The 22470-nt window shown below is 71.5% G+C and carries 17 protein-coding genes; 12 read left to right on the top strand and 5 right to left on the bottom strand.

Annotated features, from left to right (window positions below; all coding sequences use genetic code 11):
- Positions 1 to 163 precede the first annotated feature (163 nt).
- The gene (locus QSJ33_RS14475) at positions 164 to 3280 is read right to left on the bottom strand and encodes a lantibiotic dehydratase (protein ID WP_285727467.1); all 3117 of its coding nucleotides are present in this window, start codon (positions 3278 to 3280) and stop codon (positions 164 to 166) included.
- Between the two features lie 198 nt (positions 3281 to 3478).
- Between QSJ33_RS14475 and QSJ33_RS14470 the strand changes: the two genes are divergently transcribed.
- From QSJ33_RS14470 to QSJ33_RS14460, 3 genes are all read left to right on the top strand, one after another.
- The gene (locus QSJ33_RS14470) at positions 3479 to 3643 is read left to right on the top strand and encodes a hypothetical protein (RefSeq protein WP_285727465.1); all 165 of its coding nucleotides are present in this window, start codon (positions 3479 to 3481) and stop codon (positions 3641 to 3643) included.
- 97 nt (positions 3644 to 3740) lie between these two features.
- Positions 3741 to 4769: a sensor histidine kinase gene (locus tag QSJ33_RS14465; protein WP_285727464.1), complete on the top strand. Its 1029-nt coding sequence runs from the start codon at positions 3741 to 3743 to the stop codon at positions 4767 to 4769.
- Positions 4738 to 5478, top strand: coding sequence for a LytR/AlgR family response regulator transcription factor (locus tag QSJ33_RS14460; RefSeq protein ID WP_285727461.1), 741 nt, complete (start codon positions 4738 to 4740; stop codon positions 5476 to 5478). The genes QSJ33_RS14465 and QSJ33_RS14460 overlap by 32 nt, the downstream gene beginning before the upstream one ends.
- On the opposite strand, the gene QSJ33_RS14455 is transcribed toward QSJ33_RS14460, so the two are convergent.
- Positions 5423 to 6064: a hypothetical protein gene (locus QSJ33_RS14455; RefSeq protein WP_285727459.1), complete on the bottom strand. Its 642-nt coding sequence runs from the start codon at positions 6062 to 6064 to the stop codon at positions 5423 to 5425. The two genes, QSJ33_RS14460 and QSJ33_RS14455, sit on opposite strands and share 56 nt — an antisense overlap.
- Before the next feature lie 323 nt (positions 6065 to 6387).
- On the opposite strand from QSJ33_RS14455, the gene QSJ33_RS14450 reads away from it, so the two are divergent.
- From QSJ33_RS14450 to QSJ33_RS14435, 4 genes are all read left to right on the top strand, one after another.
- Positions 6388 to 9888 carry a hypothetical protein gene (locus tag QSJ33_RS14450; RefSeq protein WP_285727457.1) on the top strand — a complete coding sequence of 1167 codons (3501 nt, stop codon included), beginning with the start codon at positions 6388 to 6390 and terminating at the stop codon, positions 9886 to 9888.
- Positions 9889 to 9958: 70 nt separating this feature from the next.
- Positions 9959 to 11899: an IPT/TIG domain-containing protein gene (locus tag QSJ33_RS14445; protein WP_285727456.1), complete on the top strand. Its 1941-nt coding sequence runs from the start codon at positions 9959 to 9961 to the stop codon at positions 11897 to 11899.
- A 15-nt stretch (positions 11900 to 11914) separates the two neighbouring features.
- Positions 11915 to 12799 carry a glycosyltransferase family 9 protein gene (locus tag QSJ33_RS14440; RefSeq protein WP_285727454.1) on the top strand — a complete coding sequence of 295 codons (885 nt, stop codon included), beginning with the start codon at positions 11915 to 11917 and terminating at the stop codon, positions 12797 to 12799.
- Between the two features lie 105 nt (positions 12800 to 12904).
- A complete protein-coding gene (locus QSJ33_RS14435; protein ID WP_285727452.1) occupies positions 12905 to 13081 on the top strand; it encodes a hypothetical protein in 177 nt (58 codons plus the stop codon).
- A gap of 9 nt (positions 13082 to 13090) precedes the next feature.
- Here QSJ33_RS14435 and QSJ33_RS14430 read toward each other — a convergent pair whose 3' ends face one another.
- Positions 13091 to 14443, bottom strand: a complete 1353-nt coding sequence (locus QSJ33_RS14430) for a hypothetical protein (protein WP_285727449.1) — start codon at positions 14441 to 14443, stop codon at positions 13091 to 13093.
- Between the two features lie 94 nt (positions 14444 to 14537).
- On the opposite strand from QSJ33_RS14430, the gene QSJ33_RS14425 reads away from it, so the two are divergent.
- Complete coding sequence (locus QSJ33_RS14425) at positions 14538 to 16046, top strand: putative bifunctional diguanylate cyclase/phosphodiesterase (protein WP_285727448.1); 1509 nt, start codon at positions 14538 to 14540, stop codon at positions 16044 to 16046.
- Here QSJ33_RS14425 and QSJ33_RS14420 read toward each other — a convergent pair whose 3' ends face one another.
- Positions 16047 to 16919: an EamA family transporter gene (locus QSJ33_RS14420; RefSeq protein ID WP_285727446.1), complete on the bottom strand. Its 873-nt coding sequence runs from the start codon at positions 16917 to 16919 to the stop codon at positions 16047 to 16049.
- A 194-nt stretch (positions 16920 to 17113) separates the two neighbouring features.
- On the opposite strand from QSJ33_RS14420, the gene QSJ33_RS14415 reads away from it, so the two are divergent.
- The 4 genes from QSJ33_RS14415 (at position 17114) to QSJ33_RS14400 (ending at position 21218) form a co-directional block, all read left to right on the top strand.
- Positions 17114 to 18265, top strand: a complete 1152-nt coding sequence (locus tag QSJ33_RS14415) for a Re/Si-specific NAD(P)(+) transhydrogenase subunit alpha (RefSeq protein ID WP_285727444.1) — start codon at positions 17114 to 17116, stop codon at positions 18263 to 18265.
- Between the two features lie 94 nt (positions 18266 to 18359).
- Complete coding sequence (locus QSJ33_RS14410) at positions 18360 to 18653, top strand: NAD(P) transhydrogenase subunit alpha part 2 (RefSeq protein WP_420801413.1); 294 nt, start codon at positions 18360 to 18362, stop codon at positions 18651 to 18653.
- Positions 18650 to 20071, top strand: coding sequence for an NAD(P)(+) transhydrogenase (Re/Si-specific) subunit beta (locus tag QSJ33_RS14405; RefSeq protein WP_285727440.1), 1422 nt, complete (start codon positions 18650 to 18652; stop codon positions 20069 to 20071). The genes QSJ33_RS14410 and QSJ33_RS14405 overlap by 4 nt, the downstream gene beginning before the upstream one ends.
- 91 nt (positions 20072 to 20162) lie before the next feature.
- The gene (locus tag QSJ33_RS14400; RefSeq protein ID WP_285727438.1) at positions 20163 to 21218 is read left to right on the top strand and encodes a bifunctional methionine sulfoxide reductase B/A protein; all 1056 of its coding nucleotides are present in this window, start codon (positions 20163 to 20165) and stop codon (positions 21216 to 21218) included.
- A 102-nt stretch (positions 21219 to 21320) separates the two neighbouring features.
- On the opposite strand, the gene QSJ33_RS14395 is transcribed toward QSJ33_RS14400, so the two are convergent.
- Positions 21321 to 22412: a hypothetical protein gene (locus QSJ33_RS14395; RefSeq protein WP_285727436.1), complete on the bottom strand. Its 1092-nt coding sequence runs from the start codon at positions 22410 to 22412 to the stop codon at positions 21321 to 21323.
- Between the last annotated feature and the right edge of the window lie 58 nt (positions 22413 to 22470).

Here is a 22470-nt window from a genome sequence, read left to right as displayed (position 1 = left end):
GCCTGGGCCCGCCGTCAACAAAAGAGCCTCCCCATGAACCCTGCATGGAGCGAAGCCTAGGCCTTTCCCGGGATCCGGCCGGATTCTTCCCCCGAACGGTGGTTTTTCCTGTCCGAACGGATGATGCAGGCGGGGGGATCCCGATGCCGCCGCCTGGCGGCCCTCAGGCCTCCGGGGGGCGGGCGAGGCGCGATCCGTAGAGGCGGGTCAGGAATTCCATGAGGACCCACTCGTGCTCCCGGGGATTCGCCCGGAGCAGGCGGTTGAGGTGCATGTGCGCCAGGCTCCCTGCGACCGTGGCCCGGTCCGCCGGCACCAGGCCCTGGTCGAAGGCTTCCCGGAGCCGGGCCAGGCGCTGGAATTCCCGGGGAGGCGGCCCGGAGGGCTGGGGGAAGTCCGCCTCCAGCTCCCGGCGCAGGCCCCTGAACCTGGCTCCCGCCTGGGCGCTTCCCGTTCCCGTATCCCCGAACTCCTTTCGGAACGCCTCGCGGGTGGCCAGGGCCAGGGCGTTCCGGGCCGGAAGGTCGAGCCCCAGGGCCGCCCAGATCGCATCCGTGTCCCGGAGCCCCGCCCGCCAGCGGGCCTCCGGCGGGAAGCCGGCCACCAGCCGGTCCAGGGTCCGCTGGCTGTCGTCGTGGAACCACGCCTCGGCCAGCGCGAAGCCCAGCGGGCCGCCGTAGCGTTCCAGCTCAGGCGCGAAGGTGTCCACCTGCCATTTCCAGAGGAGCCCCTGGGCCAGGGGCCCCTCCAGGTGGCCGTGGATCCGGGGCAGCAGGCCCGCCAGGAGCCGGTCCGGGAGGCCGTGGAAGCGGAGGCGCAGGTGGGGCTCCGGATCGCGGTAGCGCAGGAAGTGCCAGCGGTCCCAGAGCCCCTCCGCCCCGGTGGCCCGGAGCAGGGGATCGAGCTCGACCAGGAGGCGGTCCGCGGTGGCCGGTCCGCAGTAGAGCTTCAGGTAGAGCCATTCCGAGCCCGGCGCGAAGGCCCGTGCGTCGGGCTCCGGGAACCGCGGCGGAAGCGGGCGGCCTCCCGGTCGGGTCCCGGGGGCGGCCTCGAAGGGGATGACCAGTTCGTGGGCGAACCGTCCCTCCGGCGAGCTGACCAGGGCCTGGTCGGGGTCCGGGAAGCCTTCCGTGAGGGTGAAGGCGGGCCGGTTCGCCACGAGCTGGTGCAGCGTCTCCACCCCGAGGACCTGGTCCAGGTCCACCCGCAGGCTGTGATCCGCATCGGTCAGCTGGACGAAGCGGGGCAGCCCCCGGCGGGCCCGCAGGGCCTGGAGGGCCCCCCAGGCGCCCTGGCCGGCATCCGCCTGGGCCTCCTTCAGCTCGCGGGCCTCCACCCGCCAGCGGGCCCGGCAGAGGACGTGCCGCCCGCGGACGACCCGCGGGAGGAAGGGCTGGTCCGCGAGGGCCCCCCAGGACCAGCCGCCCGGGCGGCCGTCCTGGTCCTGCAGGTGCGCCAGGAACCGGTAGACGGCGGGCCCGCGCTGGAAATTGTGCGCCGAGGAGAGGCGGGGAACCACCTCCCGCCCGAGCCGGGCCGAGGCCAGCCACACCCGGCCGCCCCGCACCGTCACCAGGAGATCCGACGGCGGGAGGGTCCGCTCCTCGGACACCCCTGAAGCGGCGAGGAAGGGGATCTCGTAGTCCCGGAGGGCGGGCCGGGCCAGCACATTGCCCATGCGGCCCTCGGGCACATGCACCACCTCGGCGAACACCGCCTCGGGGCGCGCGGCCTCCTCCTTCCGCAGGTGGTGCCGGAGCGCCTCCTCCAGGCCGGGGTCGCCGGCGGCGAACCGCCCGAGCCACCGCGCCGCCGTGGGCCCCGAGTAATGCTCCATCCAGAACTGGAACGCCCCCCGGTCCAGGGCTGCCGGATCCGGGGCCGCCAGGCAGGCCAGGGCGGCAAAGGAGGACGGGAAGGGCGGAGGATCCGGGTTCGCCAGCGCCTCGAGATCCTCGGCCCCCAGCTCCCAGACCCGCCCGCCCTGCCACGCGGACAGCCGGGCCATCAGGTAGTGGTCCCGCGGCGTCAGCCCCCGGGGTGGGACCGGGCGCTGGAGGGGCAGGCCCTCCAGCAGGGGCTCGTCCATGGGCGGCGCCCCGTCGAAGCCGATCCCGCTCTCCTCGTCGAGCACGTCCAGGAGCGGCATCCACCGTGCCTCGTACCGCGCGGTGAAGGCCGTCCGGAACCGGTCCAGGGGCCCTTCGACCGGGGGCTGCGTCAGGCGCCGGAGGGTCTCGGCCCCCTCCTCGAGGGCCCGCCGGACCCGGTCCGACAGCGTCAGCTCCGGCGCGGGCCGGTAGAGATCGACCTGCAGCACGTCCCGGGTGCCGGAGGGGATCTCCAGGTGCTCCAGGGCCGGCACCTGGGCGCGGTAGCCCTCCGGATGCGAGCCGAGGGGCGCCCCCTGCAGGGCTTCCAGCTGCGAACCCAGGGCGGCCAGCGGCGCGGCGGCGGGGGCCGTGGCCGCGCGGGCCCGCAGCAGGGCCGCCACATGGCCCACCGGGTCGGGACTGGTGAGGGGCGGGTGAAGGGCGCTGCAGAGCACCTGGGCCTCGACGACCCGGTCGAGGAACATGCGGGCGGCGGCCGGGGCCACGCCGGCATGGCGGGCCAGGCGGACCGCCAGTTCCTCGAGGGGGAGCTCCGCCTCGGCCTGCCCGAGCACGAAGTCGAGGTGGGGCGTGGCCTCCACGGCCTCCAGGTGGTAGGTCCGCCCGTGCCCGGCCTGCTCCCGGCGCTCCAGGTACCGATACCAGCCCCCGAAGGCATGGAGGCTCGTGTTGGGGCGGAAGGCCAGCCCGGACCGGAGGGCGGGGTCCCGCTCCAGGTGGTCCACCAGGCGCTCCAGGACGCCCCAGTCCAGCCGCACCGCCTTGCGGCAGTCGAGCCACGGGCCCACCTCGAGGCGGCTGGCCACCCCCCACGTGCCTGTGGAAACGGCCGCGAAGAGGCCGAAAGGCGTGGCGCGATGGCTCATGCGGCTCAGGTATTTCAGGAGGGACCGCTCCACCCCGCGGGCGTCGGCGCCCTCCAGCGCGCCGTCCAGCCAGGCCCCCACCCGTCCCGCGAGATCCGGCGAGGCCAGGGCGAGGGCCTCCCGGACGCCGGCCTGCCGCGCCCGCGTCCGGAGGCATTCGAGCAGCGTGCGCCGATCCCGCTCCAGGTCGCCGTCTCCCGCCGCTGGCGCGGAAGCTCGGGGGCGGAGCGCATCCAGCGGCAGGGCCGGGCTGCGGAGGACGAAAAATCCAGCGGCTTGGCAGGAGGGTGAAGGCGGCATGTACCGGGCGCTTTCTCGAGGGTTCGTTCCAGGAGAGCATCCCCTGATCCAGCAGGGGCCGGAATCCCCGAATGGTGGTGCCGTGAGGGCCCAACGGTTGAAGGTGTGCTTACATACCGTTCATGGAAAGCGGTTGGTCCCCGTCCCCTCAGGGTTCAAAACCTGGGTTGCGCCCCGAGGCGCTACCTGGGAGCTCCCATGAACACCAGCCTCACCTTCCGGAAGGAATCCATCCAGCAGTCCAGCAGCATGAGCGCGGCGCTGAACCGGGCCGTCCCGGCCCCCACCCAGGGCCAGGATCCGAGGCGCCCCGGTGAGCGCTGGGAACCCTCCCTCACCACGTCCTTCACGACGCTCGACTGACCGCCCCTTGGAGGCAGCCGAGACCTGGAGCGATGCGATCTTCGAACAATCCGACCCGTGGAAGGCCTGGTTCCCCCTGGCCAGGAACTGGCGCGTCATGGGTGTCACCTACCTCCTGTGGGTCGGATTCCTGGCCTACGGGCTCTGGGCGGCCCACCGCCTCGACGCCCCCTGGTGGTGGGCCAGTGCGTTGTCGGCGCCCCTCACCCACATCGGCGCCTTCGCGTTCCTGGCCCCCCTGCCCTGGATCCTGCCCAGGCGGATGGCCCCGCCCTGGCGGTTCATCCTTGGATTCGTCCTCTCGCTGGTCACCTGTGAAACGGCTGCGGTCCTGCTCCCCCTCTTCGACGGCTGGCTCCTGGCCAAGGGGGGCGTGCACTTCAGCCTGGGCAAGGTCATCAACCTCTACACCTCGCTGGTGGGCCCCGGCATGATGATCGTCGGTGGATTGATCGCGGCCCGGGCCCACTCCGAGGAGCGCCGGGAGGCCTCCGAAGCCGAGGCCCAGATCGCCAAGAACCGGCTGCTCCAGAGCCAGATCCACCCCCATGTGCTGTTCAATGCACTGAACGGGTTGGCGGAGCTCGTCCACAAGGACGCCAAGGCCGCCGAGCGGGCCATCCGGCACCTCTCCGACCTCCTGCGCAACCTCCTCCAGGCCTCGGAGCATGTGCGCCTGCCCCTCCGGGAGGAGCGGAAGGTCGTGGCGGATTACCTGGCCCTGGAGGCCATCCGCCTGGGCCCGCGGCTGAGGGTCACCTGGGAGTGGGACCCGGCCCTGGATGCCTTCGAGGTCCCGCCCCTCCTCCTCCAGCCGCTGGTGGAGAATGCCATCAAGCACGGGATCGCGCCGAGCGTGCCCGGTGGGGACCTGGTGCTGCGGGCCCGGCTCGAGGGGGGAGCCGTCCTCCTGGAGGTCTGGAATTCCGGAATGCCCTTCAAGGAGGCCGTGGCGGGCGGCGGCATCGGCGTCAAGAACCTGCGGTCCCGGCTCTCCCTCCACTTCGGCTCGGATGCCACCCTGACCATCGGCCCTTCGGGCCAGGGCACCCTCGCCTGCATCCGGCTGGAGGCGACCCAAGTAGAATGCTGGCATGAAACCGTTGAGAACCCTGGTCGTCGATGACGAGCCGCTGGCGCGGGAGCGCCTCTCCCGCCTCCTCAAGGAAGCCGAATGCGAGGTGGTCGGCGAGCTCGGGGACGGCGTGTCCCTTCTCCACTGGCTGAAGGACCCGGAGCCGGTGGATGTCATCTTCCTGGACATCCAGATGCCCGGCCTCAGCGGGATGGAGGTGCTGGCCGAGGTCCCCGACGGACCGCCCGTGGTCTTCGTGACGGCCTTCTCCTCCTATGCCGTCCGCGCCTTCGAACTCGCGGCGGTGGACTACCTGCTGAAGCCCGTGTTCGAAGACCGGCTCGAGAAGTGCCTGCAGCGCCTCCGGGATCGCCTGGTCCGCCCCCTCAGCCCCTCCGAGCTCAAGACCCTCCTGCCGCCGCCTGTCCGTTTCCCCATCCGGGCCGGGGATGGCGAGATCTACATGGAGCTGGACCTCGTCACCCACTTCGAGCTGGAGAACGATCGCGTGTGGGCCTGCCGGGGCCAGAACCGCTACCTGACGCGCTGGGCCGCGCTCGCGGAGGTCGAGCAGGCCTTTCCGGAGGACGGCCTGCTGCGGATCCAGCGCCACCTGCTGCTCCGCCCCAAGATGGTCAAGGGCATCCGCCCCGCCTCGGTGGGCCGCATCAAGGTGATGGTGGCGCCCAAGGTGGAACTGCTGGTCAGCCGCGCCATGACTCCGCGCGCGAAGGAATGCATCCGGGCCGGAGCCCCCTGACCCTCCCCGCGGTCCAGCGACCGGAAGCGGCGGGCCCGCCGCGATCCATGCCAGCCGGTGCCCCCTTCCGCGTCAGGCGCCCCCACCCCCAGGCCAGCGCCCCGGCCAGGAGCAGCCAGCCGAACGGGGACCGGGCGGCGAGGCGGAGATCCTGGCCGGACGGGACGGCCGCGAAGACCAGGTTGGCCAGGAGGAACACCAGCCCCAGCTCAGGCCATCCGAAGGCGCCGGCGTGCCCCAGGCGCCAGAGGAAGAGGCCGTAGGCCCCGGGAAGCAGCAGGAGGGGCGCCAGCCCGATGAAGAAGGCGTTGTACCAACGCACATTCGAGAAGGCCACCGCCCCCAGCACGAAGCCGCGCCCTTCGCGCCGCGGGACCACCGTGAAGCGGACGGGACGGCCATTGAGCAGGCGGCCCACGGTCCAGTGGCAGAGCTCGTGGCAGAGGGTCCCGGGCAGCGCCAGGAGGGAGATCAGCCAGAAGGAGCGCCGGGCCCGGGCCAGCACCCAGAGCATGGCCGCACCGCCGCCCAGGTAGGCGAGGACCGCCCGGCCGCCGGGGAGGCCCATGCCCGAGATCAGGTCCATCCGTTCCACCGTCGCCAGGCCCCCGGGAGCATCCTGCCAGACCGTCTCCTGGGACGGAGCCGGGAGATGGGACCGGGGGCCGGGGCGGGCCCGGGGCGTCCGGATCCGCCGGGGCAAATGCCTGTCAGGACGGGAGCTAGCGGCCCTGATATTAAATTGTTGACACCGATTTTTTGCCGTTTTATAACATCCGCTGTTCTTGTTTTTCAGTCTGTTTTTGTGTTTTTGATTTTATGCTGCACCAAGGTGGCTGGTTCGCGATTTCGCAAGCACGGGAAGGCACGGGACCCACCGGGCAGGTCCGAAGACAAAGGGAGGCGGTCATGGCACAAGATCCCCAGAACCCGAGCGGTGTCCCGGCTGGCCAGCCGATCCGACCGGCCGCCGCAGGGGCGGCGATCCCTGCCGCCACGATCGCCCCGGCCATCAACCGCCAGCGCATCCCGCTGAGCTTGGACCCGTTCGGCGACCGCGGCACGGCCCTGGGTGCCGCCCTGCAGCCCCTGCGCACCCAGGCGGTGAGCCGGGTCTACCTCGGCATGTCCCAGATCAAGGCCAGCCTCGGGCAGATCCTCAAGGAGCTCCAGGTGCCGACCTTGCCGCAGGCCCTGATCGGGGCCCTGCACCAGCCCGACGGCTCCGCCGCGGCCCGCGTCCAGATCCAGTTCGACCCCCAGAGCGTGGGCGCGAACGGCCCGGTCGCCAGTGTGCTCACCCGGGATGACGGGGGGTTCACCCTCCCCCTGCCGGCCGGCGCGACCCTGCCCACGGCGGGACTGTCCCTCGTGGTGCATGGGGCGAACAGCAACGCCCAGGTGACCATCCCCGCCGCCCAGATCGCGGCCAACGGCGTCATCGGCGTCGTCCTGCTGAGCCAGGCCATCCAGCCGCTGCCGGTGAGCATCCTCGCGGCCCTGGCCGCCCTGGCCCCCTCGACCGCCCCCGGTGCGCCGGCCCCCGCCCCGCCGCCCTCGAACCTCCCGAGCGTCCAGATCGGCGAGCAGGGCAGCGTCTGCTCCCAGTCCTTTGCCGCCAGCAGGACGGTCGACTCCTTTCCCTGGGGCGTCTTCTTCCGTCTGGTCGAACCCAGAATGAGCATCGTCAACGAAGTCGAGCGGTTTCCCCTCGGGGACCGGAACTTCCTGCCCCTGACCATCTACGCGACCCAGGCCAAGGGCGCGGCCATGGGAGGCGGCGGCACGACGACCACGACGACGTACATCGACCGCGTGCCCGTCGAGCAGCCCCTCTCGGTCGACGGCTTCCGGGACCAGATCGCCGGCCTGGACACCAGCGGGACCTTCACCGCGGACGAGACCGTGCCCATGGCCGCCTCCCTGGGCCTGGGCTACGTGCTGTGGATGTCGCAACGGTGGAACTTCATGGGCCTCGGCCTCGGCGACCTGGTCTATTCCCTGCCCCTCGCGCCGGGGGAGCAGCAGCAGGTGGCCGTCTTCGAGCGGCGGGACACGTCCACGGTGTTCGAGACCGAGTTCTTCTCGGAGGAGGAGGCGATGACGCAGGTCGCCCTCGCCGACACCTCGACCCATGCCACCTTCGATTCCGCGTTCAAGGAGGCCGCCAGCGGCGGCAGCCAATTCCAGACCGACAGCTCCAGCTCGAGCTGGGGAGGCAGCATCATCCTCCTCTCCGGCGGGGGCGGCTCCTCCAGTTCGTCCGGCAGTTCCAGCCAATGGCTGCAGGGCCAGCGCGACACGACCCAGCAGGCCTCGCAGACCACCCACTCGGCGGCCGAGAACCAGGCCAATGCCCGTCGTACCGCCAACCGCACCGGCATGCGGCTGGCCTCCTCGAGCGAAAGCATGGGGGTCACCACGAAGACCATCAGCAACCACAACCACGCCCATGCCCTGACCATGCAGTACTGGGAAGTGCTGCGGATGTACGACGTCACCACCGGCATCGACGGCCTCACGCTGACCTGCCTGGTGCCGATGCAGATCGTCCGATTCATGCCGCCGGGGCAGCCGCTGGTGCTCACGGAGGCCACCGTTCCCGCCACCCGGCAGGCCGTGCTGGACCGCTACGCCGCCATCATCAAGCACCTGGATGTGCTCCAGGCGGCCGTGCCCCGCCGGTACGGCCACGGCCTGACCCTGCTCAGCCAGTTCGTCGCCGATCCGTCCGCGATGGTCGAAGGCGAGAACGGCGTGGCCGAGGATGTCATCCAGTTCCGGATCACCGGTTCCTTCCTCTCCTGCGAGACCGTATCGGTGTCGGCGGTCACCCGGCGGAACACCCGGGTGGGCCCGGTCCAGCTCTCCCCATCCGCCTCAGGGCAGCCTCCGGCGATCCCCCCCGACACCTTCACCTCCCGCGAGGACCTGCTGGCGTGGCTGCTCAGCCAGCGGCAGACCTCCAGCAGCACCCTCCAGGGAAGCCTGGCGCTGCTGCCCTCCCTCAACCGGTCCGACATCATCGGGTTCGAGATCACCCGCGCCTTCAGGACCGTGAGCTACACCCTCTGGTCGGCGGAGCTGCAGGCGCTGGCCAATCTGCAGTCCATCTTCGGCGGGAATGCCACCTGGGAGGCCTCGGCCATGCAGGCGGCCATGGGCGCCGACGCCGTGCACCGATCGACGGTCACGCTGATGTCGAACGACCTGGAATCCAGCCTGGGGGGCCCCCAGGTGAGCTACTTCTACGCCGCCATCGAGGAGCTGGACAGCGGCGGGAACGTCCTGCCCGCCCAGCCCCACGAGACCTATGCGAACGATCCCCTCTCGAACACGGTGCTCCCGCCGCAGCCGTTCCCCCTCCCGGCGATCCAGATCGCTCCGGTGCTGCGGTACCACGAGATCCTCGAGATCGAGCGGTCCATCCACCACATCGTCCGCAACACCACCCTGTATTCGAAGGCCGTGTGGCTGTCCATGACCGCGGAGGAGCGGGCCATCCTGCTCGACGGCTACACCATCGGCGTGCCGAGCGGCGGCATCCAGGACGCCAGCCAGCTGGTGCCCCTGCTGAACTGCGTGCAGAACAAGGTGCTCGGCGTGTTCGGCAACTCGCTGATCATGCCCTTCATCATCCCGCAGGACGTGGCGGAGGGGATGGGCCTGGATCCGGCCAAGCTGCAGCAGGCGCTCCTGGCCTACCAGCAGGCCAGCTTCGTGCCCCCGCATTCGACCATCGCCCTGCCCACCCGCGGCGTCCTCGGCGAGGCGGTCCTGGGCCACTGCTCTTCCGCCGAGAAGATCGACCTCACGCGGTTCTGGAACTGGCAGGATTCGCCCCCGGACACCGCGCCCGGCATCGGCATGGTCCAGGTCCCCACCACGACCCCGCCCCTCACCACGGGCGTCACGGCGCCGAATTCCCTGACCAACCTGCCGCCGCTCATCAACAACCTGATCACGGCCCCCACGCCGAACACCAGCCTGCTCCAGTCCATGGGACAGGCCGCAGCCTCCCAGCAGGACTTCAGCACCTCCTTGACCGGAGCCGCCCAGCTGGCCCCGCTCATCCAGAACGGCCAGACCCTGGCCAATGCCGCGCGCCAGGACGCCCTGAACACGACCAAGGACCTGACGTCCCAGGCGGTGGCCACCGTCGGCAACATCGTGGGCGCCATGTACGGCAACAGCACGGCGGGATCCTCCGCGGCCTCGTCGGTGCGGAACTCCAGCCAGCCGCCGCTCGGAAACAACGCCAACACCCAGGTCGCCACCCAGACCCCAGCCTCCGGCACCGGGTCCGGTACCGGCAAGGGCTCCGGCAGCGGCTCCGGGTCCGGATCCGGGAGCGGGTCCGGTTCCGGCAGCGCCTCAGGGAGCACCTCCGGCTCGGGCTCGGGAAGCTAGTCCCGCGAACCTCCGCACCCCAGTGCCAGGCAGGCCTTCGTCCCCCCTCCTCCCCTCCGCGAGACGCCCCATGGCCACTCCCTCCATCACCAGCCTCCAACCGAATGCCGGACCGCCCACCGGGGACAACGTCGTCAACATCTACGGCACCGGGTTCACGGGCGCCACGGGCGTGACCTTCGGAACCATCGACGTGTCGGCCGGCAACTTCCAGGTGTACGGCGACTCGCAGATCGGTGTGATCGTCCCGGCGGGCAGCGGCGCCGTCGATGTCACCGTGACGACGCCCCAGGGCAGCTCCCCCAGCGTCCTCGCGGCCCAGTACACCTACACGCCGGCGGCGCCGGTGGTGAGCGCCATCAGCCCCACCAGCGGCCCCCCGGGCACCTCCGTGACCCTCACCGGACTGAACTTCACCGGGGCCACCGACGTGGGGTTCGGCGTCACGAATGTGCCCGCCATGACCGTGGTGAACGACACCACCATCACGGCCACCGCCCCCACGGGCACCGGTGTCGTCGATGTCACGGTCTTCACGCCGGGCGGCCAGTCCGCGACGACGCCCGCGGACCAGTTCACCTACACCGCAGGAGGCAGCATGGGATCGGGCAGCGGAAGTGGGACCGGCAGCGGCTCCGGAACCGGAACTGGAACCGGGACCGGAACCGGAACTGGAACCGGGACCGGAACAGGGACTGGGGCCGGAACCGGGACTGGCACCGGAACCGGGACTGGAGCAGGTTCAGGGACCGGTGCCGGGTCCGGAACGGGCGCAGGAACCGGTTCTGGAACCGGCGCGGGCACTGGAAGCGGAACGGGGGCCGGGAGCGGAGCCGGGTCCGGAGCCGGGTCCGGAGCAGGGAGCGGAGCCGGGTCTGGTTCCGGGTCCGGGTCCGGGTCCAGCGGCGGGACAGTGCCGACCGGGACCGGGACCGTGCCCGGCGGGCAGACGGGTCCCGGCGGCTCCGCGGGCACCGGGGCCGGCTTCGGCGTGGGCACCCTGCTGCCGGGGGGCGGAGGCAGTTCGGCCCCCAGCAACCTGCCCTACTACGTGGATCCCGCCCTCACCGCGCAGGTGGTGCAGTCCCTGATGGGGGTCCTCCAGAACGCCACCTCGCCCGACGCCATGGAGGCCCAGAACATCCTGCTGCGGCGCCTGGCGCTGGAGGGGGATGTCATCGGCTCGCGCGTTCCGCCGCCCCGGAACATCACCGAGATCGGCGGCTATCTCAACCTGCTGGCCACGCTCCACGAAACGACCATGCGGCAGCAGGCCCTGGCGGGCATCCTCGGCGTCGCCGGCCCGGCCCAGCCCCTGGGCTGGGTCAGCAACCTGCAGCCCCTGGCCATGGTGCAGCTCCCGAACGACCGCCCGGCCGGCCCGGCACAGGCGAGCCTGCCCCTGACCTTCCTGGTCCGGAGCGATTTCCAGTCGGCCGTGCAGGCGGCCCTGAAGGCCCTCCACAACCTGGGGGCCCTCCTGCCCATCCAGGGCCAGCCGGTGATCTCCCTGCCCCCCGCCGCGCCCGGCGTCACGGCCCCCACGGATGTCCTCTACTACCTGGGACGTACCCTCACCCTGGCAACCTCCGCGGCTCTGGTCGCCCCGGCCACGGACGCGCTGGCGCTGATCCGGCCGACCGGTTCCGCCACGCCCTTCGTGATCGCGGCCAACGTGCTCAATCCCGGCAGCGTGGCGGTCCCCCCGGGCAACTACGATGCCCTGGCCTGCACCGCCACCACCTGCACCACGACCCCCCTCGCCGGTGCGACCTTCGTTTCCGTGGCCCCCATCCTGGCCCAGGCCGGCTTCTACCCGGCCTCGCCCCTGCCCCTGCCGGTGAGCAGCGGCGACCGGGGGTGGGCACGCCTCACCAACGTCACGGGACTCGTCCCGGGCACCACCCGGCTCGGCGATGAGCTCAGCCTGCTCTACCGGCCTGACGTCGTGGTCAACAGCGTCTTCGCGCCGCTGGTGAACCTGGTCTGGAACGGCACCACCTTCGCCTAGGCCCGGCGGTTCCCCGTGAACGAAGGGGTCGCGCCGGCCTGTGTCCATCACGTGGTCCAGCTCGAACTGGGCATCGGGGACCTGCTGTGCTCGCTGTACGGGCTCAACGGGTTCTCGCTGGCCCTGGATCGCCCGCCCATCGCGTTGTACCTGCGGGACCACTTCGGGTGGATGCAGCTCATCGATATCCCCGGCCTGCAGGTCATGCCCGCGGCCCACCACCCGCCCCCGGCCGGAAGCCTGCAGCTCGGGGACACGGAATCCGACTACCGGGAGAAGCTCCGGGGGGGACACGATCCGAAGCAGTGGTACGCCCGCAAGCTGGGCGTCGAGCCCGTGAAGCCCCCGCTCAACCTCCGCCTCTTCACGGTCCCGCCGGACCTGCCCGGCCCCTATGTGGTCCTCGCCCCGTTCGCGACGCGGATCAACCGCACCTGGGAGGCCCACAACTGGCGCCTGGTGGCCCGGGACCTCACCGCGGCCGGCTTCAACGTCATCGCCCTCGACGCGCCGGGCCAGCCCGAGCGGTGCAAGGTGCTGGGTGTGGACTACTTCTGGGGCCAGGCACCGGCGTGGGTCGCCAATGTCTGCCGCCACGCCGCCCTGATCATCTCCGGGGACAGCGGCCTGGCCCACGTCGGTGGCCTCCTCGGCACGCCGACCCTCGTGCTGCAGGCCCAGCAGATCCCGGAAGCCTACTACTCGATGACCTCGAATGCGTTCATCGTGCCGCGCCAGCCCTGCGTCGGCTGCCGCTTCCAGCCCGACCGGGGGTACGAGGAGAAATGCGACTGGGGCTGCTGGGCTTTGCAATCGATCGGCCCCCGCGAGGTGACGGCCCACGCGCTCCGCCTGCTGGGGGGGCCACGGCGGGCCTGTCCCGAAGGCTGCCCAGCCTGACCCCGGCCGGGCGCACCCCCGGGTCCCCCGCCTCCGGCCCGCGCTCCTTTTTCCTCGGCACTGCCTCCCCTTCAGCCTATATTTCCGGGAAGGAGCGGAGGGACGATGGACCGACGTACCTGGCAGGATCCCCTCAACTACAGCCGGCAGACCGGCACGGAACGGCGCGCGCTCCGGTCGAGGGGTGACCGTCGTCGGTACCACCGGGCCCTGCGCATCTTCTTCATCCCGCTGGATGTGCTGGTGCACAAGCTGAGGAACGGAAGCCTGGTCTTCTACTAGGGTCCGTTTTCACCCGGCCTCCCCCGCCAGGGCGTCCTCGATGGTGGTGGCATCCACGAGGCCGGCGCAGCCGTACAGGGCGGGCAGCAGGCGCTCGGGCGCGTGGGTGCGCAGGAGGCGGGCCACGAGGTCCGTGCCTGCGCGGTAGCAGGGCAGGTACATGCGGCCCATGAGGGGGTGCCTCCCCCAGGGGCCTGCGAACTTGGCGGCGCGCTCCTCCGACACGAGGAAGTCGGGGCGCAGGGCGGCGGCGACCTCGGCCTCGGGGAGGCCGTCGTGCCAGAGGAGGTACGAGGCCTGGTTCTTCGCGTCGTCCTGGAGCAGCGCCAGGAGGAGGCCGAGGCGCAGGTCCGGGTCGGGCACCTGGTCCACGCGGGTGACGCCGTGGGCGATGAGGATGGCGTTGTTGGCGATGCCCTCGAAGAGGGTGGCGGCACGGGTGTTCATGGTGAGCACGGAGGCCTCGAAGCCCACCCGCCCCCGCCAGTACCGGTCCTGCAGGAACGCGAAGGTGGTCACGTGGCCGGGCACCACCTCGTGGGTCACCAGCTGCTCGAACTCCGGCACGGTGATCTCGAGCGAGGCGTTGATCTCGTAGGTGGCCTCGTACTCCGGCCGGCCGTCGGGGCGGCGGGCCCGGCCCAGGTAGTTCATGGAGCCGGAGAACCAGGCGTCCTTGATGGGCAGGAATTCGATGTTGTCCATGGGCACGTCCCGCAGCTCCGCCGGCAGGTGGGGCCGCAGGTGCCGCTCGGCCAGGGCCGCGTAGCGGGCGATGTAGGCCGCGCCCACGGAACGGACGGACGCCATGGGCACGCGGCGGAGGGCCCGCCAGGTGTCCACCGCGGCCAGGAGGTCCGCCTCGCCGGTGGAGGGGTGACCGGCTTCGGCCAGCAGCTCCCGCACCGCCCGGCGCTTCTCCTCGGGCCGCGAGGGGGAGGGCGGTAGGCCCGTGGAGGCCCGCACGCAGCGTTCGTAGGGCACGGGCTCGCCCTTCCCCAGCAGCTCCATGGCCAGGTCCCACATCACCTCGAAGCTGAGGGCGAGGCCCGCCACATAGCGGCTCCGCAGACCCGGCATACCCTGCGCGTCCTCGGCCAGGGCGGCGATGGCGCCGCGCACATCCACATCCCCGAGGTAGGCCTCGAGGGCCGCCCGGTCCGGGGCCTTCGCGGACACGCCACCGGTCTCCCGCAGCCGGGCCGCGGCCGGGTGGGTGTAGGCGGCGGGAAGGGGGGCGTCCGAGAACCAGGAATCGGCGATGAAGCGGCCCAGCCCGGAGGGGTTCATGACATCCCCACCCCAGAGGGTGTCCATGCCGAGGATGGCGGTGGCGACGTGCTCTTCGAAGCGCCCGGCCATGGGGACCTCCTGGTGATGAGCATGCCACGGTGCCGTTCCGACTGGCCGGTTTCCTCCGGGGGGTTTACCCTGGCTGCAGAATCCCGGAGCCGAATTGCCGAACCCCCAAGGGCCGAACCTCAAGGGCTTCCTGCGCGAGATCCACCGCCTCGATGCGGAGGGTCGGCTGCGGAAGGCGGAAGGACGGATCGCCGAGCTGGAACGGAGGCTCTCGGACCTCAATCAGCTGGACGCCCTCACGGGCCTGCCCAACCACCGCCGCTTCTCCGATCGGCTGACCCAGGCCCTGCTCCAGGCCCACCGGCACCGCGGGTCCGTGGGCGTCCTCCACCTCGACCTGGACCGCTTCAAGCGCGTCAACGAACTGCTGGGCCATGGCGGCGGGGACGAGGTGCTGCGCCAGGTGGCGCGACGGCTGCAGGGCACCCTCCGCCAGGAGGACACCCTCGCCTGCATGGGCGGCGACCGCTTCATGGTGCTGCTGCCGGAACTGAAGGACGCCCTGGGCGCCACCCGGGCCGCCCAGAAGCTGCTGGAGGCCCTCCAGCCGCCCTTCCTCGCCGGCGCCCGCGAGGTGAACCTCAGCGCCAGCATCGGGGTATGCGCCTTCCCCTCGGACGGCCTGGATGCCGAGTCCTTGCAGGTCCACGCCGAATCCGCCATGTACCGCGCCAAGGAACGGGGCGGCGACCGGATCGAGTGCTTCACCGCCACCCTCAGCCAGAACTCCCTGGAGCGCCAGGAGCTGGAGCAGTGCCTGCGGGATGCCCTCCGCAACGGCGAGCTGCAGATGTACTACCAGCCCCAGTTCTTCATGGACGGCCGGCTGGCCGGGGCCGAGGCCCTCCTGCGCTGGAACCATCCCCTCCTGGGGCCTGTGCCCCCCGTGAAATTCATCCCCCTGGCCGAGGAGAACCGCCTCATCCTGCCCATCGGCGAATGGGCCCTGCGGGAATCCTGCCGCCAGATGGCCCTCTGGCAGGCCTCGACCCCGGATCCCCTCCTCCTCGCCGTGAATGTCTCGGCCCTCCAGTTCGCCCACGGCGACTGGGACACCTGCGTGGTGAAGGCCCTGGAGGACTCGGGCCTGGCCGCCGAGCGGCTGGAGCTGGAGCTCACCGAGAGCCTGGTCATGCGCCAGGGCCACGAGGACGTGGAACCCCTGCATCGCCTGCGGGAGATCGGCACGCGCATCGCCATCGACGACTTCGGGACGGGCTACAGCTCCCTGGGCTACCTCCAGCGCCTGCCCATCACCACCCTGAAGCTGGACCAGACCTTCATCGCGGCCCTCCAGGCCGAGCCGCCGGAGATGTCGTCGGAACACATCGTCCGGGCCGTCATCCAGCTGGCCCACAGCCTGAAGCTCACCGTGGTGGCCGAGGGCGTGGAGACCGAGGGCCAGCGCGACATGCTGGAGCTGCTGGGCTGCGACTGCCTCCAGGGCTTCCTCCTGGGTCGTCCCCTGCCCGCCGACGGCTTCGAGGCCCTGCTGGAATCCGTGGCGACCCGCCGCTTCCTCGGCACCCGCCGGGACCCGGAGGCGGAGGTGACCATCCCCCTGCCGCCGGTGCCCGCCGCGCCCCGCACGCGGCGGCGGTAGTCAGCGCTCGGCCAGGGGCTCCTCCGCCGAGCGTTCGGCCGAGAGCAGCACCACCGCGCCCAGGATGAGGGCCGCCCCCAGCCACTGCCAGGGCCGCAGCAGCTCCCCCAGGAAGAGGGCCCCGAAGAGGCAGGCGCCGAGGGGTTCGAGGGTGCTCACCACCGAGGCCCGCGCCGCGCCGATGCGGGCCATGCCCGCCAACAGCATGGGGATGGGCAGCAGCGTCCCCACCACGGCCAGGCCCAGGAGCGGTTTCCAGGCCTTCAGGGCCAGGACGGGCTCCCAGCGGTGGGCGGCCAGGGCCAGGGCGAGATACAGGACGCCCGCCGTGCCCATGATCCAGGCGCTGGCCACCAGCGCCGGCACCCCCTTCTGCAGGCGGGCCCCCAGCAGCATGTAGGCCGTGTACCCGAAGGCCGTGGCCAGCCCCATGGCGAGGCCCAGGGCATCCGTGCCCCGCCCCGGCGAACCCACGGCCAGGGCCGTGCCCAGGAGGGAGGCCGCCAGGGCCACGCGGTCCCGCCCCTCCAGGCGGTGGCGCCCCGCCAGCCACTCCCAGAGGGCGACCAGCACCGGGTAGAGGTAGAGCAGGAGGGCCGTGAGGGCCACAGGGATGCGGCGGGAACTGGCGAAGTAGAGGCCGCTCTCCACCACGTAGAGGAGACCCATCCCCGCGAACCCGGCCACCTGTCCGCCCCGCAGGCGGGCCCGCGGCCCCCGCAGCGCCAGCCAGGCCCAGAGGGCGCCCCCGGCCACGAGGAAGCGCACCGCCAGGAAGGTGGGCACGCCGAGACCGAGGGCCGCCGCCTGCCGGTTGAAGATGGGCAGTATCCCGAAGCAGAGGCCGGAGGCCGCCACCAGCAGCAGGCCCACGCCCCGGCCCCGGGCCGGGGAGGGGGGGACCGGGGGAGCGGCACCATCCGTCATCCACGAAGGGTAGCGCGGGCCCCCCCGAGCCGGTGTATCGTGTCGGCACACCTGCAGACCGGCCATGCCACGTTGGAGACCATTCCACGAGTGACCCGCCCGGAGCCGGCCCAGCCGGAGCCGGAGATCGTGAGGGGACCATGAAGATCGCTGTTCCGAAGGAGACGAGGGGGGGTGAGCGGCGCGTCGCCCTGGACCCCGACGCCTGCCGGAAGCTCGTGCAGGCGGGGGCGGAGGTGGCCCTCGAGGCCGGCGCCGGCGTTGCGGCGGGGTTTCCCGACGCAGCCTACGAGGCGGCCGGCGCCCGGATCGTCGCGGACGCCACGGCCCTGCTCGGGGAGGCCGGCTTCGTGCTGAAGGTGCAGGCCCCGCAGGCCCGGCCGGACGGGACCCACGAGGCCGACCTGCTGAAGCCCGGGGCCCTGCTCCTGGCCTCGCTCTTCCCCACGCGGAACCTCGACGCGATGAAGCGCCTGGCGGCGCGGGGCGTCACCGCCTTCTCCACCGACTGCATCCCCCGCACCACCCGCGCCCAGGCCATGGACACCCTCTCCAGCCAGGCGAACATCACCGGGTACAAGGGCGTCCTCCTGGCCGCCGTGGAGTTCCCCGCCTACTTCCCCATGTTCATGACCGCGGCCGGCACCACCCTCCCCGCCAAGGTCTTCGTCATCGGGGCGGGCGTGGCGGGCCTCCAGGCCATCGCCACCGCCAAGCGCCTCGGCGCGGCCGTCACCGCCACGGACGTGCGGCCCGAGGTGAAGGAGCAGATCGAATCCGTGGGCGGCAAGTACGTGGGCATCGAGCTGGCCCAGAGCGCCCAGGCCGGCGGCGGGTACGCGGCCGAGCTCTCCGCAGAGGATAAGGCCCGGCAGGCCAAGCTGCTGGCCGAGCACTGCGCGCAGGTGGACGTGGTCATCACCACGGCCCTCATCGGCGGCGTGGTGGCCCCGAAGCTGCTGGACGAGGCCACCGTGCGGGCCATGAAGCCCGGCTCGGTGATCGTGGACCTGGGGGCCGACGGCGGCGGGAACTGCGTCCTCTCGAAGCCGGGCGAGCGGGTGGAGACCGGCGGCGTCACCATCCTCGCGCCCACGAACCTGCCCGCCACCGTGCCCCGCGCCGCCAGCACCCTGTTCTCGAAGAACCTGCTGAATTTCGTCATGGCCTTCTGGGACAAGGACGGGAAGGCGTTCCGGCTCGACTGGGACGACGACCTCCAGAAGGGCTGCGCGATCACCCACGAGGGAAAGGTCCTCCACGGGCCCACCCTGAAGGCGCTCCAGGCCTGATCGGAAGGAGGACGACGTGCGCGAAGGGACACCTACCACCGCGGTCCAGGGACCGCCCCACCCCGCGGGCGGCGGGCACGGGCAGCTCGACCTCATGGGCGCCCTGTTCGTCTTCATGCTGGCGACCTTCATCGGGATCATGGTCATCCAGCGGGTGTCGCGCCTGCTGCATACGCCGCTCATGAGCCTCACCAACGCCATCTCGGCCATCGCCGTGGTGGGCGCCATCATCGTGTCTGCCGGAAAGGAGGCCCCGACCTTCATCACGGTCCTGGGCCTCGTGGCCATCGTCTGCTCCACCACGAACATCGTCAGCGGCTTCTTCATCACGGACCGGATGCTGAAGATGTTCAAGAAACGGGACGTGAATGGAGGGGCCTCCAGATGAGCGCCGAGACCCTCGTCCAGCTCCTGTACCTGGTCTCCACGGCCCTCTTCATCCTCTCGCTGCGGTGGATGAGTGATCCCGAGACGGCCCGCAAGGGCGTCTTCTCGGGCGTCGCCGCCATGCTGCTCGCCGTGGCCGGCACCCTGGCGGGCGTGGCCGCCACGGGCGGCACCCACTACTGGTGGATTCTCGGGGCGTTCGTGCTCGGCTCAGCCATCGGCTACCCGCTGGCCCTGGTGCCCCTCACGGCTGTCCCCCAGCGGACGGCCCTCTCCCACGCCTTCGGCGGCCTGGCCGCGGGCCTCGTGGGCACCGCGAAGTACTTCCTCTACTACGGGCAGCGCAATGCCGAGGCCCTGGCCCCCTTCATCGTCGTGGCCCTCGTGGCCGAGATCCTCCTGGGCTTCCTCACCTTCACGGGCTCGCTGCTGGCCGCCGGGAAGCTGCAGGAGGTGGCCTGGATCCCCCAGCGGCCGGTGACCTACCCCTTCCAGAACCTGGTCAACCTCCTCCTGTTCGCGGTCGCCCTGGGCCTGGGCGTGGCCCTGGTCCTGAATCCCCTCGCGGCCTGGGGACCCCTGGCCTTCGGGCTCATCGTCCTGCTCTCCCTGGCCTTCGGCGTGCTGCTCATCATCCCCATCGGCGGGGCGGACATGCCCACGGTCATCTCCATCCTGAACTCCTACGCGGGCCTGTCCGCCGTGGCCATGGGCTTCGTGCTGAACAACAAGCTGCTCATCACCGCCGGGGCCCTGGACGGCAGCTCGGGCCTCATCCTCTCGATCATCATGTGCAAGGCCATGAACCGGTCCTTCACCAACGTGCTGTTCGGCGCCTTCGGCCAGGCCCAGCAGAAGGCCGAGGGCGGGGAGGAGAAGGTCTACAAGGCCGACACGACCGAGAGCGCGGCCCAGATCATGGAACAGGCCAGCCTCGTGGTCATCGTCCCGGGCTACGGCATGGCGGTGGCCCAGGCCCAGCACAAGGTGCGCGAGCTCTACGACCTGCTGAAGAAGCGGGGCATCACGGTGAAGTTCGCCATCCATCCGGTGGCGGGCCGCATGCCGGGCCACATGAACGTCCTGCTGGCCGAGGCCGAGATCCCCTACGACGACCTGGTGGAGATGGACGAGATCAACGGCGACATGCCCCAGGCGGACGTGGCCCTCATCATCGGGGCCAACGATGTCGTGAACCCTGCCGCCCGTACGGACAAGACCAGCCCCATCTACGGCATGCCCATCATCGACGCAGACAAAGCCCGCACCGTCTATGCCATCAAGCGCTCCAAGAACCCCGGCTTCGCCGGCATCGACAACGAGCTCTACTTCCTGGACAAGACCTTCATGCTCTTCGGCGACGCCAAGGCCGTCGTGGGCGACCTGGCCCGGAAGCTCGCCGGAGAAGGCGGACACTGAGCCGTTCCAGGGGGATTCAGAGCCGGCTGTACCACCCGGTCCTCGGCCGGCATCCAAGTCCGCGGGGGGGACCTGTACCATGAACGTGGGCATGAAATGGGGGACCACCCTCCTCGTGACGCTGGCGGGCATCGGGATGGTGCTGGCCGGCGTCCACGCCACCCGCTCCGGCACGAACCCACCGACCAACGAGGCTCCCTTGAACGACACCCGGAAACCCAGCCAGGACGCCCTCAGGCAGCGGCTCACGCCGGAGCAGTTCCACGTGACCCAGGAGGCCGGCACCGAGCCGCCCTTCCGCAACGAGTACTGGAACGACCACCGCGAGGGCATTTACGTCGATGTCGTCAGCGGCGAGCCCCTGTTCTCCTCGAAGGACAAGTTCGACTCCGGCTGCGGCTGGCCCAGCTTCACGAAGCCCCTGGCGGCGGAGGAGGTCGTCGAGAAGCGGGACCTCTCCCACGGCATCGTCCGCACCGAGGTGCGCTCGAAGCAGGCGGATTCCCACCTGGGCCACGTCTTCGATGACGGTCCCCGGGACCGGGGCGGGCTGCGCTACTGCATCAACTCCGCCGCCCTGCGCTTCGTGCCCGTGGACGACCTGGAGAAGGAGGGCCTGGGCCGGTTCCTGCCCCTCTTCGGGCGGGCCGCGGCGGCGCCGAAGCCCGCCCCGAAAGAGGAGATCGCCACCCTGGCCGGCGGCTGTTTCTGGGGCATGCAGGACCTCCTGCGCCAGCAGCCCGGCGTGATCGCCACGGAGGTGGGCTACACCGGCGGCAGCGTGGCGAACGCCACGTACGAGCACCACGCGGGCCATGCCGAGGCCGTGCTCATCCGCTTCGACCCGACGAAGACCAGCTTCGAGGCCCTGCTGCGCTTCTTCTTCCGCATGCACGACCCCACCACCCTGAACCGCCAGGGCAACGACCTGGGCACCTCCTACCGCAGCGCGATCTTCTACCACGACGAGGCCCAGCGCCGCACCGCCGAGCGGGTGAAGGCGGAGGTGGATGCCAGCGGCAAGTGGCCCCGCCCCGTCGTCACGGAGATCGTTCCCGCGGGCCCCTGGTGGAAGGCCGAGGACTACCACCAGGACTACCTCCTCAAGCACCCCGGCGGCTACACCTGCCACTGGGTGCGGGACTGACCGCGACCCGATCCCTCAGGGAGCGCTTCCGTAAAGCCCTGTATCCAGGATGGATATGGATAGGAGTCCTGGAGCCTCCACGTCTGGCCGGGCCCCGGCTGGTCAGCGGGTGACGGGGATCTGCAGGGTGCCGGAGGCGGTGTCCCCGGCCGCGTTGGTGACGGTGCAGCGCAGGGTCAGGGTGGGCCCGTCCCCGGCGGCGAAGGTGAGGACCGGGCCCTGCGTCCCGGCCGTGGCGGTGCCGCCCTGGAGCTCCCAGGCATACCTGGCCCCGGGCTGTTCCGGGACCCGGGCCACCAGCCCCGCGGCCCCGGCCTTCACCGCGTCCGGCGCCGTGATGCCGGCCTTCGGCGCGGCCACGACCCGCACCTGGGCCCGGTCCGTGGCCTCCGGGTGGACCCGGGAGGCCACCTGCAGCGTGTAGGTCCCGGGCCGTGCCGGGGCGTGGTAGGTGCCCGCGGGATCGACGGTGCCGCCCCCGGGGGAATCCACGCTCCAGATCACCTCGGAGCCGCCGTTCCCTTCCAGGGTGTAGCCGAACCTCATGGACTGGCCCACGGTGAGGGTGGCCTTGGCCGGTCCGATGTGGAGGGCGAGGGGCCGGGCCACCGGGATCTCCACGGAGGAGCGGAGGCTGTCCCCGGCGGCGTTGGTGATCCGGCAGGCCAGGACCAGGCTGGGGCCCTCGCCGGCGAGGAAGGTGACGGTGTCCGTATCCGCCCCGGAGAGGAGGGTGCCGCCCGTGAGGGTCCACGCGAAGCGGCAGCCCGGCTGCACCGGCACGCCGGCCCGGAGCCCCGTGGCCTCCGGGGCCACCGTGGAGGGCGCCGAGATGGTCCCGACCGGCGCCGGCACCACCGTCACCCGGGCCCGCACGGCGCGGGCCGGATCGGCCTGGGGCCGGGCCTCCACGGTGAAGACGCCGGCCCGGCCAGGGGCCTGGTAGCGGCCCAGGGCGTCCACGGTGCCACCGCCGGGTTCCAGCACCCGCCAATCCACGCCCGTGCCGCTTCCGCTGGTGATCCGGTGGCCGAACTGGAGGTCGTGACCCGCCGTCACCGTGGCCTCCGCGGGCTGGAGGCTCAGGGACAGGGGCGGCGGTGGCGGCAGGGCCGGCTGCGGGGGCCGGCAGGCCGCCAGGGCCAGGAGGACCGGCATCGCCATTCCCGTCTGGATCCACGCCGTGCGTCCCATGACTCACCCCACGAACTCCGCCGCCCCGAGGGATGACCCGGAGCCGGCCGGCAGGAGC

This window comes from Geothrix rubra, from assembly GCF_030268065.1.
Taxonomy (GTDB): Bacteria; Acidobacteriota; Holophagae; order Holophagales; family Holophagaceae; genus Geothrix; species Geothrix rubra.
This window is presented reverse-complemented; position numbering and strand designations above follow the sequence as displayed.

Bases quoted from the DNA above. Each gene is read 5' to 3' on its own strand.
- QSJ33_RS14455 (WP_285727459.1), bottom strand. From the start codon at position 6,064: ATGGACCTGATCTCGGGCATGGGCCTCCCCGGCGGCCGGGCGGTCCTC.
- QSJ33_RS14465 (WP_285727464.1), top strand. From the start codon at position 3,741: ATGGGTGTCACCTACCTCCTGTGGGTCGGATTCCTGGCCTACGGGCTC.
- QSJ33_RS14410 (WP_420801413.1), top strand. From the start codon at position 18,360: ATGGGCGCCCTGTTCGTCTTCATGCTGGCGACCTTCATCGGGATCATG.
- QSJ33_RS14435 (WP_285727452.1), top strand. From the start codon at position 12,905: ATGGACCGACGTACCTGGCAGGATCCCCTCAACTACAGCCGGCAGACC.
- QSJ33_RS14475 (WP_285727467.1), bottom strand. From the start codon at position 3,280: ATGCCGCCTTCACCCTCCTGCCAAGCCGCTGGATTTTTCGTCCTCCGC.
- QSJ33_RS14450 (WP_285727457.1), top strand. From the start codon at position 6,388: ATGGCACAAGATCCCCAGAACCCGAGCGGTGTCCCGGCTGGCCAGCCG.
- QSJ33_RS14400 (WP_285727438.1), top strand. From the start codon at position 20,163: ATGAAATGGGGGACCACCCTCCTCGTGACGCTGGCGGGCATCGGGATG.
- QSJ33_RS14460 (WP_285727461.1), top strand. From the start codon at position 4,738: ATGAAACCGTTGAGAACCCTGGTCGTCGATGACGAGCCGCTGGCGCGG.
- QSJ33_RS14445 (WP_285727456.1), top strand. From the start codon at position 9,959: ATGGCCACTCCCTCCATCACCAGCCTCCAACCGAATGCCGGACCGCCC.
- QSJ33_RS14395 (WP_285727436.1), bottom strand. From the start codon at position 22,412: ATGGGACGCACGGCGTGGATCCAGACGGGAATGGCGATGCCGGTCCTC.
- QSJ33_RS14430 (WP_285727449.1), bottom strand. From the start codon at position 14,443: ATGGCCGGGCGCTTCGAAGAGCACGTCGCCACCGCCATCCTCGGCATG.
- QSJ33_RS14415 (WP_285727444.1), top strand. From the start codon at position 17,114: ATGAAGATCGCTGTTCCGAAGGAGACGAGGGGGGGTGAGCGGCGCGTC.
- QSJ33_RS14405 (WP_285727440.1), top strand. From the start codon at position 18,650: ATGAGCGCCGAGACCCTCGTCCAGCTCCTGTACCTGGTCTCCACGGCC.
- QSJ33_RS14470 (WP_285727465.1), top strand. From the start codon at position 3,479: ATGAACACCAGCCTCACCTTCCGGAAGGAATCCATCCAGCAGTCCAGC.